This is a genomic window from Paenibacillus sp. FSL R10-2788 (assembly GCF_038003885.1).
GTDB lineage: Bacteria > Bacillota > Bacilli > Paenibacillales > Paenibacillaceae > Paenibacillus_AQ > Paenibacillus_AQ odorifer.
Window position 1 is genome coordinate 5,069,437 of the sequence record NZ_JBBOQA010000001.1, and the last position, 14,727, is coordinate 5,084,163.

A 14,727-nucleotide genomic window follows, 5' to 3' on the forward strand; every position below is an offset into this window, starting at 1 on the left:
TAACACCACACTAATAGCTTAAATCTGCACCGTTAGAGGTTATGACCTTTTTGTACCAGTAAAAGCTGTCCTTACGCAGACGCAGCAGCGTTCCATTGCCTGCATCATCCTGATCAACATAAATGAAGCCGTACCGCTTGCGCATCTCCGAGGTGGAAGCCGAGATCAGATCAATACAGCCCCAGCTGGTGTAGCCCATTAGCTCCACGCCATCGGCAATGGCTTCCGCCATCTGCTCAATATGCTGTGCCAGATACTCTATCCGGTATGGATCACGGATCGTGCCATCCAGTTCGAGTACATCCGCAGCACCCAGACCATTCTCTACTACGAACAGAGGAAGCTGGTAGCGGTCATGCATCTCCTTGAGCACAAACCGCAGCCCCTTTGGATCGATCTGCCAGCCCCAATCGGAGGTTTTCAGGAAGGGATTCTTCAGACCTGAGGACAGGTTACCTTCCGTCGTAGCCGTGATGCTCTCATCCACACTGACTACTGAGGACATGTAATAACTAAAGGAAAGAAAATCTACAAGATTGCCCCGCAGCAAAGCTTCATCCCCCGGCAACATGGTTATTGTCACTCCATGCTGCTCCAAATGCCGGCGGATATAAGAAGGATAATAGCCTCTAACCTGAACATCGGAGCAGAACATTGCCATTTGGTTCTCCGCTTGCGCTTTCAGTACATCACCGGGATGACAGGAATATGGGTAGAGCAGCTTGCGGGCCAGCATGCAGCCGATCTGGAACTGCGGATTGATCTCCCGGCCCCGCTTAATCGCAAGCGCACTGGCTACGAACTGGTGATGCAAAGCCTGAAAAGCAACCTGCTTCTCATTTGACTTGCCATCCAGAATAATCCCTGCGCCCAGAAACGGCGCTTTGAGCGTACAGTTGATTTCGTTGAAAGTCAGCCAATACTTCACCTTATCCCGGTAACGGGTGAACACAGTCTCCGCATAACGGACGAACAGTTCAACCAGTTCTCTGGATTCCCAGCCGTTGTATTTGGTGACTAGGTGCACCGGCATTTCATAATGGGAAATGGTGACCAGCGGCTCGATATTATATTTGCGCAACTCATCAAAAACATCGTCGTAGAAACGCAGTCCTGCCTCGTTAGGTACCTGCTCATCGCCATTCGGATAAATACGAGGCCAGGAGATGGACATACGGAATACCTTAAAACCCATCTCAGCGAACAAGGCGATATCTTCTTTGTAGCGGTGGTAGAAATCAATCCCTCTGCGTTTGGGGTAATTCCCCTGATTATCATCCTGTATGGCCTCTTCTAGCTGTGGACCAGACATGGACAATAGCTGTTCCAGGCTCTTCCGTTCCTTAGGAGGACAATATTTGACTACGTCAGCAGTGGACAAACCCTTGCCGCCCTCATTATACGCGCCTTCGACCTGATTGGCGGCTACCGCACCGCCCCACAGGAAGTTTTCCGGAAATGGATAAGTCATCGGTTGAGCCTCCTTTTATTAATTGGCGGCAGCGGTTGCTGCCGCTTTAGCTTCAGCCTGCTGTTCTTGCTCCAGCGCTTCGGCATCGGCTTTTTTAAAGAATGGATAGTAGATCATGAAGCTTGCACCAATCATAACCAGCTGGAACGCACTTACGCGCCAGCCCCCGTTCATCCAGCCATTAACCAGCACCGGAATGCCCAGCGGCACCTGAATCCCGTGCAGCACAGGAAGGATACCCAGAGTCGTCAGAAGAATCGCCAGACCACTACTCACCAGCGGAGTCAGGATAAACGGAATCATAAACCGAACATTCAGCACCAATGGCATCCCGAAAATCACCGGCTCATTGACACCGATCAGACTTGGAATAATTGCCAGTTTACCAAGTGTCTTATAACGTGTAGATTTGGCGAACAACATCGCAATAATGAGACCTAACGTTGCCCCCGCACCACCGATCAGTACATAAACCGGGAAGAACGGTGAACCAATGATATGCGTACCTTCTACACCTCTTTGGTAAGCGTCCAGATTCTCAAGTCCCAAAGCCACCCAAATCGGGCCGACAACGGAATAGACTACCAAGGTGCCGTGAACTCCAAAGAACCACAGCAGGTGAATTACGAAGATGCAGATCAGCATCGCCCACCAGGTACCCCCCAGACTAGTCAGTGGCAGCTGGATAATCGAGAAGACAAACTCGTGCATATTGCCATATTTCGTTGCGGCGAAAATCGCCGTCAGTACTAGCATCAGAACCGCTACGATAAAACCAGGCGTAAGCGCGGCAAAAGATTTCTCGACCGTGGGCGGAACACCCTTCGGCATTTTGATATAGAATTTCTTTTCCAATACAAAGGTATAGATCTTACCTACCAGCAGTGCCAGGATGATTGCCACGAACAATCCCTTGGCGCCTAACCAGGAGTAACCAAATGCTTTGGTCACGCCATCATCCAGCAGTCCTTTTGGTGTAACTAGCAAGAAACTCATCAGCGCCAAAATCCCTGCCGAAAAGCCTTGCTGCTTATGTTGGGTAGCGAAATTGTAAGCGATGGAGAACACCGCGTAGAGTGCGATCAAATCGGTGGTTACAGTTGCCGGAATCGAAGTATAAGTTTTGAGTCCAGTGCTTTCCAGGAAATTCTGATAAGGATCAAGCTTGAGTGCATTAATCAGGGAAAAAATAGCGCCCAGAATCAAAATTGGCATCAAGGCCATCAGACCGTTGGAAATAGCGCTGATATAGGTGTTTTTTTGGATTTTCGTGCTGACTTTCTGGATCTTGGCTCTCCATTCTGCGCCGCCTGCCATGACTTAAGCCCCCTTCTCCATCAGTTCAAGTGCTGTAGCCAGCACCTTGTCCCCATCCATCATGCCATAGTCCATCATATCGATCGTAGTTACTGGAATGTTCGGATATTCTGCGGCCAGATCGCCTTCGGCGTGTCCCATTTGTGGTCCAAGCATAATGATGTCAAAAGGCTTTTGATCGGCGATGTCACTCTCCGCCACCGCATCAATAACCACTTCAACCCCTTGTGTCCGTGCCGATTCTTTCATCCGTTCCACCAGCATACTTGTCGAGAATCCGCCTGCACAGGCGAGCAATATTTTTTTCATCTTAGTTCACCGATCCTTTCAATTCTAGTTCGAGTGCTTTGCGTTCTTTGATTTCTTCGATCAGTTCCACAGCCAGTTCTCTAACCGTCAGGGCATTCATCAAATGATCCTGCGCGTGAATCATCAGCAGCGTAATTTCTGTCTTTTCACCCCGGCCTTCAGCCTGGATCAGCCCCGTTTGCACTTTATGTGCTTTGGTCAGGCTGGTCTTGGCGTTCTTAATCATCTCGCCTGCTTCTTCCAGGTTTCCGGCGCGCGCGGTTCTTACCGCTTTTAGGCTAAGGCTTCTTGCCTCTCCGCTGCTGGCAATAATCTGCATAATCGTTTGTTCATAATCCATGGGTTCTCCACTCCGTATCGTCATTTTTTATAGTAGGTTCTCTATCTCATTCATAAATTGCTCATAACTATTCGTGTTTAGCAGCCGGTTACGGCTGTCTTCCTTCTCCATTAGAACCAGTAGCAGCTTGCTGATCTCTTTGTGCAGGAACAACTGCCCCGGACCCAGATTGATCAGAAAAATCAATTGGACCGGCTTCCCCTCATAGATCAGCGGTTTCTTCAACACGGTTACACTGATACAGTCGCGGATCGCGCTCATCCGCATCGGATGCGGGCCGGCCACCCCATTTTTGTAAATGGTGGTGAATTTCTGCTCTCTGAGCAGCACTTGTTCAGGGAAATCGTCAGCTGCATAATGATTGCCCACGATCTCCCGGCAGCGCTGCTTTAACAGCTCCATGTAATCTTCGTCCGAACCAGACAGATGGAACAGCTCCCTGCGGAACAAATCCTTGAAATCCATCAGCTTGTAGGACGGTTCTGTACGATTAATCTGCAAAGACAATATTTCTTTGATCCGCTGAATCTCTTGATCATCCAGCAGCTGTTTGATATGGATCACCGGTTTTTCCTTAATCTCTGTTGCCAGCGGTACAGTAGAGAGAATCAGATCCACAGGCTTGCTGCTGATCTCCTCCACCTCCGTGATGGAGGCTGTGATCACCGACGCTTTGGGGAATACCGCTTCCAGCTTCAGCCGGATTAACTGGGCACTGCCCCCTCCCGTCGAGCAGATCACGGCAATCCGCTTGAACTTCTCCAGATTGCGCTGCTGCATCCGTTCCAGATGGGTGGCAAAATGCAACGCGACATACCCTGCCTCATCCCGCGACATCCGAAACCCGTACTGCTCCTCTACAATCTCAGCGAAGCGGAAGGAAATGACGAACACATTGGCATACTGGCTGTAAACATCCTCCACCAATGGGTTGCCGAGCTGAAGATTGTAATACAACCGGTTCAGCAGCGGGAACATATGCAATAGCAGTGCTTCGCGCAGCTCTTGATCTTGAGTGAATCCAGTAAGGAACTCGCGGTCCAAGCGCTCCAGAATAGCCGTGATTCCCTCCCGCAGATGCGATTTGGTCTCTTCCGACATCCGTTCCATAATGGTCTTGCCAGAAATGTGCAGCGCCAAATAATCAATCTCATCCGCCGGAAGCTTAATCTGGTATTGAGAGGAGATGAAATCTGCAATACTCCCGGCAATATCCTGATACAGCGGCTCAGGTGTTCCCTGCAAGGCTTGTCCAGCCACAATGAAATTGTGCTTGGAAACTCTGTAAAGAAGAATGAACAGATGGGTCAAGATATTATCCAGAAACACATCCGAGATCTTCAGTTCTTTTTCCTTGAGGATTTGCAGTAGAAATCCCTTAAGCTGCTCAGCATCGAAGTCCTGACTAAAAGCATGAAAATCCTCCGTATGCTGCAGCGTATGACCCGATTGCAAGATAAAGTAAGAAAAGGCTTTACGGAAGTCTTGCTCTTCCCCCTCGATTTTCATGCCATAATGAGCCCGGCGTTTCAAGCTAAGCCGGAAAGCGGCAAGTCGCTGCTCTACTTCCTTCAGATCGGAAATAATAGTAGAACGGCTGACGCCGATTTCTTCCGCCATGTTATCCATAGACTGATAGCTATCGTTCTGCAAGAGATAGAATAATAAATACTGCTGGCGTGATTGCTTATTATCGAGATCCACCTGATCCAGCTGCAGCATTCCTTTTTCCTGGTAGCTACTGAATTTGGCTTCATCGCCAATCTCCAGTAGATAACCCTGGCCGCGGATCATACGGATACCGAAACCATTCGCCTCTCCTGTTTTGTCGAGTGCACGGATCACGTCACGGAGAGTCCGTTCGGACAACCCCACTTCGGCAATCAGCTCACTCATGCGCACAGGACTCTTGCGGGTATATAAAATATTAACAATCGTATATTCTCTCACCTTAAATTCCCTCATTTGTGATACTAGTATCGGATGAAGCACTCAGCTGGTTATGAATACATCATACGTGGAAGCGTTATCTTCTGAACAGTTTGTATTCTGCTGTTTGGAACGGCAGAAACTGACGGATAGGAAAATAACGGATTAAATTCTTAGCATACATTATTTGTGGCCACAAATCAGGAGGAAATATACAACAAAGGGGAGACTGCCGATTAATTATTAAAATAAACAAAAATAGATTAGGAGAATGATTGATTCATCTTCTACAGATGTGATGTGAGGGGAATAGGATCAATATGTAGAGTCAAAAATCCCAAGGTCAGTATGACCTTGGGATTTTGATTATCTTCTGCGGGAAATCCCGCATGGCTTTGCAATATGTTATCCACTACATGCCCACAGCTGAGGAAACTGCAGCAAAGATTGCCGCCACCAGCCAAAGAATCGGAAACAGCTTGAGTATTACCTTTAACCATTGTCCAAAATTGATCCGGGCGATGGCCAAACCTGCCAGCAGCACACCGCCTGTTGGCGAAATGAGATTCGTTAATCCATTTCCAAATTGGTATGCGGTTACTACCGCTTCGCGGTTAACATCCACAAGATCGCCTAATGGTGCAAGCACAGGCATCGTCAAGGCCGCCTCTCCGGATGAAGAAGGAACCAAGAACGTAATAATATTATGCACGACCAGCATGATGGTGGTGAACAAGTAATTCGGCAAACCCTTAAGCATAGTAGCCAGGCCATTCAAAATGGTATCGATAATCATCCCGTTCTCTGCAACGACGAGGATCCCCCGGGCCAAACCGATGATCACAGCAGCGTAGTGTGAGTTATATTTCATCTTGGCATTAAAAAGGCCTCAATTCGGCGATTCTGCCACAACAATAGCTAGATCCATCTTATTGCAATTAAATCAAACCGTTTCCATTCTATTTGAACTGGAACCAGGTTAAATTTGCAACTGTGGTTGAATCTGACTTAACAAAAGTTACATATACGGTATGGGTCCCTACGGCGGTCCCGGCATTAAGCGGGATATTCTTGACTGACCATGTCTGCCATCCGCCTGTGCTTTCTGCTGTCCAATAACCCAGCATAGTGCCCGTAGGACTGTCCAAGTGGAATTCTATTCTTCCGCCGGAATTAGCGGATGCAACCTTCAAATCAATACTTGTTTTAGCTGTACTACCAAAATCTACATTTTTAAATGCTATATAGTCGCCATTACTCCCTCCACCAACATCCAGCCCACCATCAGTGCTTGCCTCATAGGAAATAACACCTGAACTAAGGTTATAGCCTTCCGCTTCAAATTTCAATGTGTTGAATTTTGGAGCTGCAGCATAGCTGTTAGTATCTGTTATTTTCAATTCTGCCAATGTAGTTGCCGCAACTCCACCGACGCGAACATTGTTTAATGTAACTCCGGAGACAGTAGATGTGTCACTCCAACCCTTCATTATTGAAACTTCACCTAAAGCGCGTAAATTTATATTATTATAGACCACATTTTTTATCGGACCGGTTTTCGCAGAAAGATCAAACCATCTGGAGTGAACACCGGATCTTGGCCAGAAGCCTTCTACATCTATATTGTCAAATATGATGTTTTGTGCTGCTGGAGTTCCATAAAGATGACCTACTGCTAAAGCACGCCAGCACCGGTATACATAAGAGTTTTTAACAACTATGCCATCCTGAAGCTGTTTCACTCCATCTCCAACCTTAAATGCTCCACATCTGCTCCAAGCCAAAGCATCATCCACAACTACATTTGACTGGCTTTCAGGACTTCCAGGCCAGTTTGCAGCTATATCCGTAGTTTCTACATCCCATGTCTTAAATGAGTATGTGTCATCCTCCGATACTGCTACAGTGTGCTTTATGAGTACATTCTGGCTCTCTTGAATGTCGATTGCATCATTTTCATAATCAAGTTCATTGTTGTTGAAGTGCTTTGTATTCTGGAATGTTACGTTATTAGATCTTGTAACTATTGTAGCCCAGCCACCGCTGTCTCTTATTGTTATGCCGTCAACCGTGAAGTTGCTGCACTGCAAGGGTACAAGAATATTGTTCAAATAATTGTTTGTATTTCTCATATAATGGCCATTGCCGTCAATAGTCCCCCTGCCGTATATCTTAATATTGTTTGCATTTGTTTCAGTATAAATAAACCATGTTCCATCCTTACCCAGAGAATTCTTATGAAAATGGGTAGTGTAATCGCTTGGATTTCCTGAACCCCTTATAACAGAACCACCCTCCAGATAAACCGAAACATTGCTTTTTAAAACAAGGTTTCCGCACTTATAAACACCGGCTGGAACGTATACTATACCGCCACCTGCTGCGTTAGCCGCATTTATGGCGTTTTGTATTGCAGTTGTAGCCATAGCGGCACCGGTACTGTCGGCACCGTATTGAGTTTTAACATTGTATATACCTGTACCGGATGAAGCCGGAACATTGGTTTCAAGAGCATCTGCCGCAATAACCAGATCTTTCAGGTTGTTGATTTTAACTATAAGATATGTTGGTGATGAAAGTGTAAATGTAAGTGTATTTCCGCTCTTTGTTGCAGTGATTCCCAAAGCTTTGGGAGAAATATTATAGGTATTGATTGTCTCGCTTGCTGTTATTGTGATTGTAGTAGTTCCTGAAAAAGAGAAATTACAATAATTATAGTTTACAAATACCGCCGAAGTGTCGATTACCGGTATATTTGTAGAGTCTGCTGTTACCGTGTATTGACTGGTCGTGGTATAGATCGACGGTAATGGATAGCTTACAATTGTGCCCGCCGCTCTTGCTGTCAAAGGAACGACAGCTAAAAGACTGGCGAGCATACAAACAATTAAACTTAATAGTTTTAACCTTTTTAGCATAAATAAACACCTCTTTCATATCTTCAGAAAATACTCTGTCATCAGTGAATAATGATTTCACCAGTGATGCTCTATTACTCTTTTCATAAAGTCGACATATTCCTGTTCAGCTTCGGAAGTGGCAGAGTAATACTAACCTTTTCTGCATCAGCAAAGTTTCCTTTTAAAATACGGCCCCGGTTTTGTTCACCTTGTGCAGGATTTCTGCGTTGGTCGCTACTACTGAGCTGTATTGTTGCATTTTATGCACAATCTCCGCGCAAGCCGCTCCAATCATGGCACATGGCCCTACTGTTACTCCGCATTTCCGCCCTCAGCCTGCTTCCAATCTTATCTATGCTCCGGCTCCAGACAGAGCCGGAGCAGATCGTCCACATGGGCCGTTGCCAGACATTCCACCGTATCCGCAGAGCCGTAATAGATCTTGACCTCGCCGTCTTCCTCCAGAATCATCCCTCCCGGAAAAATCACATGATTGCGGAATCCCCCGCCAATCTCATAGTCTGTCTCCGGTACCAGCAGGGGCTGCCTGCTCATGCCGATCACCTTGCGGGGGTCCTCCAGATCCAGCAGCATAATTCCGGCGGTATAGCGCTTCTTCCAGGTGTCCTCCCAACCTTGCTTGCCTCTGGCCGGGTCCACATCCACCGCATGGAAGGTGGTCAGCCAGCCCTTATCCGTCCGGACCGGAGGTGCGGCCGGGCCAACCTTGTCATTGGCAAACGGCACCTGCTCGACGGCGAGCAGTAGGCTGGAGTTGCCCCAATGCTTCAGGTCCGGCGACTCGGAGATCCAGGCATCGAAGCGGTCCCGGCCGCCGCGGCTGTATACCGTGAAGGGACGCTCCAGCCGGACATACTTGCCGCCGATCAACTCGGGAAACAGTACCATATTGCGCAGGTCCGGTGTAGACAGGCTGAGCACCTCGAAGTGTTCCAGATCATCGGTAACGGCAATTCCGCCGCGGATGCCATGGTGCGTATCCACGGCAAAACACATATAACAACGGCCGCCGATCACGGTCAGGCGCGGGTCGTAGGCGCGGATAATTTCCTCGTCATGAATTTTGAACACTGGCTTCGGGCCGGCGGTCCAGCTCAGCCCGTCGTCACTGTAAGCAATGCCGAGATCCGTGGTGTGGTGCGGCTCAAGCGTCTGATCTACCAGTGAGCCGTAATCATTACGGAAGATCATCACATACTTGCCGTTAAATTTCGTTACACCGGCATTGAATACCAGTGCGGTGGGGTAAGGAACCTTCGTTGCATCCAGCACAGGATTGCCCGGATACCGCCGGATGAACGGGGCAGATTGCAGAATTGCCGGAGCGTGTTGAGTCATGGGATGTACCTCCTTGAATTTTAAATATGGAATATGGGTTGCGCAGGGCCGGACCGCTACCCTTTGAGGGAACCGGCTGTCATCTGCATGAAGGATTTGTTGGCGAACAGATAGGCTACGAGAATCGGCAGAATGGACAAGCAGGCGCCTGCCATCATATAGTGGGTCTGGGAAGCGGCCGAAATCCCGTATTTCAGGTTCGCCAGCCCGACAGTCAGCGTCTGCAGCTCCGGCTTCGTCATCGTGAACACGAGTGGCAGCAGATATTCATTCCACGCGCCGCGGAAGGTGAACAGCGCACCTACGCCGAGTCCAGGTCCGAGCAGCGGCAGAATAATCCGCCAGAAGGTGCGGCCGGGGGAGCTGCCGTCCATCAGCGCCGCCTCATCCAGCTCACGGGGAATCCCCTTCATGAAGCTGGACAGAATGAAGAAGATCGAAGCATGGGCGGAGATCAGAATCAATATGACCCCCCACAGGCTGCTGTGCAGATGAAGCTTGACCATCAGATCAAACTGCGGACGCAGCACGACCGCCCCTACTGCCACGAACATAGTAAAGGATTGCAGGCCGATATACAGTTTCTTGCCTGCAAAATCCATCCGGTCCACCACATAAGCCGCCATGGATGATACCAGCAGCGTGCCAACCACCGCCGCCAGAGAGACAATCAGGCTGTTCAGCGTATATCTGGAGAAATTCGCCTGTGCCCAGGCTTCGGCATAGTTCGAGAAATGCCAGCTATCCGGCAGGAAGGTGGCTCCCGCAGTCAGTTCGGCATTTGTCTTGAAGGAGCCGAGAATGGTGATAACAACCGGAATCAGGGTGATAAAAGCAAATGCCAGCAAAAAAATCCACAGGATGATATTGCCCAGTATGGTTCTTATTCTCATAATAGCCTCTCTCCTCAATCGGTCTGATTCATACGTCTGGATGCGTAGAAATAAATGAGCGATATGATCCCGACGATGACCGCAGACACGAAGGCGACCGCACTGCCGTATCCGAACTCTTGGACCTGGACCGCCGCGCTGCCTCCGCCGACAGGGAAAAATAATTTGTACAAATACAGGAACATCACCTCTGTCTTGCCTACAGGACCGCCTTCGGTCAGCACCATAATGCTCTCGTATCCCTTCAAAGCTGTAATGATCGCCAGCATAATGACCATCTGCATGACAGGCCCGAGCATCGGCAGGGTGACATAGCGGAACTGCTGGAGTCTGCCTGCTCCGTCCAGGGAAGAGGCTTCATAAACATCCTCCGGGATATTCTGCAGACCGGCGAGGAAGAGCAGCATGTAATTGCCGACCGCCCCCCAAGCCGCAACCAAAATGACGGTGAGCATGGCATATTTCGGCCCCAGCCAGTCCACACCGGAATCGGAAAGGCCCGAACGGATCAGGAACTGGTTGAGAATCCCGTTATACGAGTTAAAGATCGTGAAGAAGACTACGGCCATTACGGCGGTACTGATGACGGTCGGCATGAAGAAAATCCCCCGCAGCAGCTGTCTGCCCCGCAGCCCCCGATTCAATATGGAGGCCAGCAGCAGAGCCAGCGGAATAGTGATCAGCAGCTTGCCGCCTGCATAGACAAACGTGTTCACCACCGAATCCCAGAACTGGGTATCCTTCAGGATGCGGCTGAAATTGGCCAGCCCGGTAAACCGGGCCGTTCCGAACCCTTTGTAATCATAGAACATATAGCGGAACGCCCAGGCAATCGGATAAATCCCGAGGACCAACGTGAGCAAGGCACTTGGAAAGATAAAGCTGTATGAAAATAAGGCTTGTTTTGTTTTGTTCATCTGGTTTCTTCCGGCTCCTCTCCCTTGCGGCCAGAGCAGAGGGATGGGAAAGCTGCTTCCTCATCCCTCTGCTTTGGCCTATATCTCTATCCCTGACCTTCCATCTACTTGGCGAACTTGCCGCCCAATGCGGCGGGGTCAAAGCCGGCATCCGGCTCGGCCTTCACGCCATCATTCGCAATCACGCTGTCCAGTGCAGTGTTATAGCGTTTGTTCAGATCGGCGATAATTGCCTTCAGATCGCCGCCGTTCAGCATATACTTGAAGAAGGCGTCATCCGATTTCATCCCTTCCGGTGCTACAGACGGATAGACCGGCCACACTCCATCGTGCTTGTTCGGCAGGAAGCCTTCAATGCCGTTCACATCCGGTGTCTTGGCTACTGCGCTGACGGATGGTACCATGGAGATGCCAAAGCCTTTTTCCTGATAATCCGTCAGCACCTGATCGCCGTACATGAACTCCATGAACTTCCAGGCTGCTCCTTTGTGCTCCGACTTCGAGCTCAGCGCCAGCCACTGGCCCCCGAGGAAGCCCGAAGCCCCCTTCACGGTGCCGTCGATGGTCGGAACCGGAGCGGCTGCCCAGTCAATCTTGGCCGGGAACTGATTCTTGTAGACGCCCGGCTCCGAGGAGTAGGACATATACATTCCGATTTTGCCCTCTGCAAACTGCGCCCGCAGCGGATCAATATCCAGCGATTCCACACCCGGCAGCATGCTGCCGTTGTCCCGGATCTGCTTAAAGGCATTGATGATCGATTCGAAGCCGCTGAAATCGTAGCGGGCCGTCTTGAAATCATACCCGAAACCGCCGTAGCCGCTCATCTCCGCAATCACCCGCGCCGAACGCGCAAACGCGCTTCCGGGGCTTTTGAAGTTCTGGGCGAAGCCGTAAGCGCCGTCCGCTTTACCGGCTTCCGTCAATTTTTTGGCGGTATCCACCAGCTCCTGCAGGGTAGCTGGCGGATGCTCAACGCCTGCTTTGGCGAACAGATCCTTGTTGTATACTAGACGCATGGTTGTTCCATAATTCGGCAGACTGTAACGCTTGCCGTCAAATTCATTCAGATCCGGCATGACCGGGAATTTCGTCTTCAGCTCATCGGTGAGGAACTCGTCAATGGGAGCGAGAAAGCCTTTTTTGTAGAAGGTCTGGATGGTATTCTCCTTCACCCGGATTACATCCGGCGCATCGGAGGTCTGGAAGGACAGATCGAGTGCGGTATCGAAGTCGTCGCCCTTGACGACCAGCTCCACCTCAATCCCGTCAGTATTGGTTGCGTTGAACTCGGCTACCTTGTCCTTCACGAAATCCGCATCATGACGGTCGCCGGTCCAGTAGCTGATTTTGGTCTTGTCCCCCGAGCCGCCTGTCTTCCCGTCTCCCTTACCTTCTGCAGCATTGCCACCGTTACCGTTGCCGCAGGCTGTCAGGCCAAGTGCCAGGACCAGGCTCAGAGATGTTATTAGCATACGCTTCATCATTGGTAGTTCCCCCTTATATATCCCTGTTGTATTCGCTTACAACCTGATTATAGACGGATTGGCGCATCCGGATAAGGCGGGTAAGCCCACTTTAAGGGCAGATTTCTGCAGGAGCTTTATACAGTGAAGGGAGGCCACCTCCGCCCTGCGGACATGCCTCCCCTGCGCATTTTTATTCTTTTCCAAGATAATGCAGTTTGAACTCGGACGGGGTCATTCCGGTATATTTCTTGAACACCTCGCTGAAATAGCGCCTGTGCTCATACCCGAGATCCTGGGCGATCTCCTGAACCTGCCGGCCGCTGATCAGCATCGCCTTAGCCTTCTCCATCTTCTCGTGCATCACATACTGCTGAAACGAAATCCCCTGCACCTTCTTGAACAGGTTGGAGAAATACCCCTGGCTGAGGTTAATCTGCTTCGCCACCTGCTCCAGCGACAGCCCCGTATCCAGATGGCTATCGATATAAGCGGCGGCCTGGCGGATAATCCGTGTGGACTCCAGGGAACGGACCTCCGTAACCAGCGCACAGGCCTCCCGGCACAGCCCGGACAGCAGGTCCCGGATATCCTGCAGGGAAGGATGCACCCGGTTCTTCATGACGGCAATCCTGCGCTCCAGCGGCTCCACCTGCCCGTAGGGGAACTGCTCCAGCAGGACCCGGCAGATCCTGTAGCCCAGCTCATAGCCGACGCTTTCCACATAACGCGGCTCAGGCAAAAGCCCGCTGTCCAGCAGCTCCGCGAATAGCTGATCGAGCATCTGCAGGCTTTTGGCAGAATTGCCGGAACGCAGGGCGAACAGCAGCTCCTGCTCGACGGCGGCGGAGTAGCTGTGAAGTGCGAGCGGTTTATTCTCGACATTGCTGTAAATGTAGACCCCGTTTCCTCCGGTGTAGAAATGATAACCCAGCGCGCTAATCGCCTGCCTGTACGCTGTGCCCAGCTCCTGAATCGCCGCTGCGCCCAGCCCCACGCCAATGGAAAGTGTATGCCGGGAGAATCGGCTTACATTCGTGCAGCAGGCCTCCGTAACCAGCGCGGCCGTATCCGGGTCCGAGCCGTTCATGATGCAGACGTACCGGTCTGTCGCCTCCCGGATGATAACGCCGCGGGTCCAGGCGGAAATCGTCTCTTCGAGAATATTATGCAGGCTGAACCGCAGCAGCTCGACCTCCTGCACAGGCTGGCCGCTCAGCTTCTCCGTGAAATGATCGATTTCGGCGACAAACACGAAGAAATCATGCTGGTCCAGAGGGATATCGAGATAGGCCCAGCGGGAACGTGCATCCGATTCTGTCGTCTGGTGGTGCAGCAGGAAGATGAGATATTCTTGGCGGAGAATAGGCAGACTTTCTCTAATTTTGGCCTCCATCACAGCAAGTCTGGTGGTCTCCTGACGCTCCTCCCGGCACAACTCCCTGGCCTTCAGCACAGCCTGCACAATCTCGTTCAGGGAAAAGGGCTTCTTGACGAAATCAAGCGCCCCTAGTCGGATGGCTTCCTGGGCATAAGAGAACTCCGAGTAGGCGCTGAGGATAATAATCTTGCAGTCCGGCAGTTCCTCCAGAATCGCCCGGGTCATCTGCAGGCCGTCCATTCTTGGCATCCGGATATCAGTCAGCACAATGTCCGGCCGGGTCTCGCGGATAATCTGCAGCCCCGCTTCACCGTCCAGCGCTGTACCGACTACCTCAATACCGTGCTCCTGCCATGGCGGCTTGCTCGAGACCATCTCCACCACACTTTTAATATCGTCGATTACACATAATTTGAACCTTTCCAGCTCCAGCTTCCGGTCCATC

The 14,727-nt window shown here is 50.5% G+C and carries 12 protein-coding genes; all 12 read right to left on the minus strand.

From position 1 onward, the window contains the following. Positions 1-10: 10 nt before the first annotated feature. Positions 11-1,471, minus strand: coding sequence for a glycoside hydrolase family 1 protein (locus tag NSQ50_RS22540; RefSeq protein ID WP_076148307.1), 1,461 nt, complete (start codon positions 1,469-1,471; stop codon positions 11-13). Positions 1,472-1,489: 18 nt separating this feature from the next. Next, the gene (locus tag NSQ50_RS22545) at positions 1,490-2,788 is read right to left on the minus strand and encodes a PTS sugar transporter subunit IIC (RefSeq protein WP_076148309.1); all 1,299 of its coding nucleotides are present in this window, start codon (positions 2,786-2,788) and stop codon (positions 1,490-1,492) included. Positions 2,789-2,791: 3 nt separating this feature from the next. Then, positions 2,792-3,097, minus strand: a complete 306-nt coding sequence (locus NSQ50_RS22550; RefSeq protein ID WP_036683292.1) for a PTS sugar transporter subunit IIB — start codon at positions 3,095-3,097, stop codon at positions 2,792-2,794. A gap of 1 nt (position 3,098) precedes the next feature. Next, positions 3,099-3,437 carry a PTS lactose/cellobiose transporter subunit IIA gene (locus NSQ50_RS22555; protein ID WP_038572728.1) on the minus strand — a complete coding sequence of 113 codons (339 nt, stop codon included), beginning with the start codon at positions 3,435-3,437 and terminating at the stop codon, positions 3,099-3,101. Between the two features lie 27 nt (positions 3,438-3,464). Next, positions 3,465-5,402, minus strand: a complete 1,938-nt coding sequence (locus NSQ50_RS22560; protein ID WP_256716531.1) for a BglG family transcription antiterminator — start codon at positions 5,400-5,402, stop codon at positions 3,465-3,467. Positions 5,403-5,778: 376 nt separating this feature from the next. After that, positions 5,779-6,237 (minus strand): TIGR00366 family protein, encoded by a 459-nt coding sequence (locus NSQ50_RS22565; protein WP_235219491.1) that lies wholly within the window; start codon positions 6,235-6,237, stop codon positions 5,779-5,781. A gap of 88 nt (positions 6,238-6,325) precedes the next feature. Further along, complete coding sequence (locus NSQ50_RS22570) at positions 6,326-8,284, minus strand: carbohydrate-binding protein (RefSeq protein WP_076142247.1); 1,959 nt, start codon at positions 8,282-8,284, stop codon at positions 6,326-6,328. Positions 8,285-8,614: 330 nt separating this feature from the next. Continuing rightward, positions 8,615-9,625 (minus strand): glycoside hydrolase family 130 protein, encoded by a 1,011-nt coding sequence (locus NSQ50_RS22575; protein ID WP_036683303.1) that lies wholly within the window; start codon positions 9,623-9,625, stop codon positions 8,615-8,617. 56 nt (positions 9,626-9,681) lie between these two features. Beyond that, on the minus strand, positions 9,682-10,518 hold the full coding sequence (locus NSQ50_RS22580) for a carbohydrate ABC transporter permease (RefSeq protein WP_036683306.1): 837 nt from the start codon (positions 10,516-10,518) through the stop codon (positions 9,682-9,684). 14 nt (positions 10,519-10,532) lie between these two features. Next, a complete protein-coding gene (locus NSQ50_RS22585) occupies positions 10,533-11,435 on the minus strand; it encodes a carbohydrate ABC transporter permease (RefSeq protein ID WP_036683309.1) in 903 nt (300 codons plus the stop codon). Positions 11,436-11,539: 104 nt separating this feature from the next. Continuing rightward, positions 11,540-12,922 carry an ABC transporter substrate-binding protein gene (locus NSQ50_RS22590; protein ID WP_036683312.1) on the minus strand — a complete coding sequence of 461 codons (1,383 nt, stop codon included), beginning with the start codon at positions 12,920-12,922 and terminating at the stop codon, positions 11,540-11,542. A 172-nt stretch (positions 12,923-13,094) separates the two neighbouring features. Further along, the gene (locus tag NSQ50_RS22595; protein ID WP_036683314.1) at positions 13,095-14,726 is read right to left on the minus strand and encodes a response regulator; all 1,632 of its coding nucleotides are present in this window, start codon (positions 14,724-14,726) and stop codon (positions 13,095-13,097) included. Position 14,727: the final 1 nt, after the last annotated feature.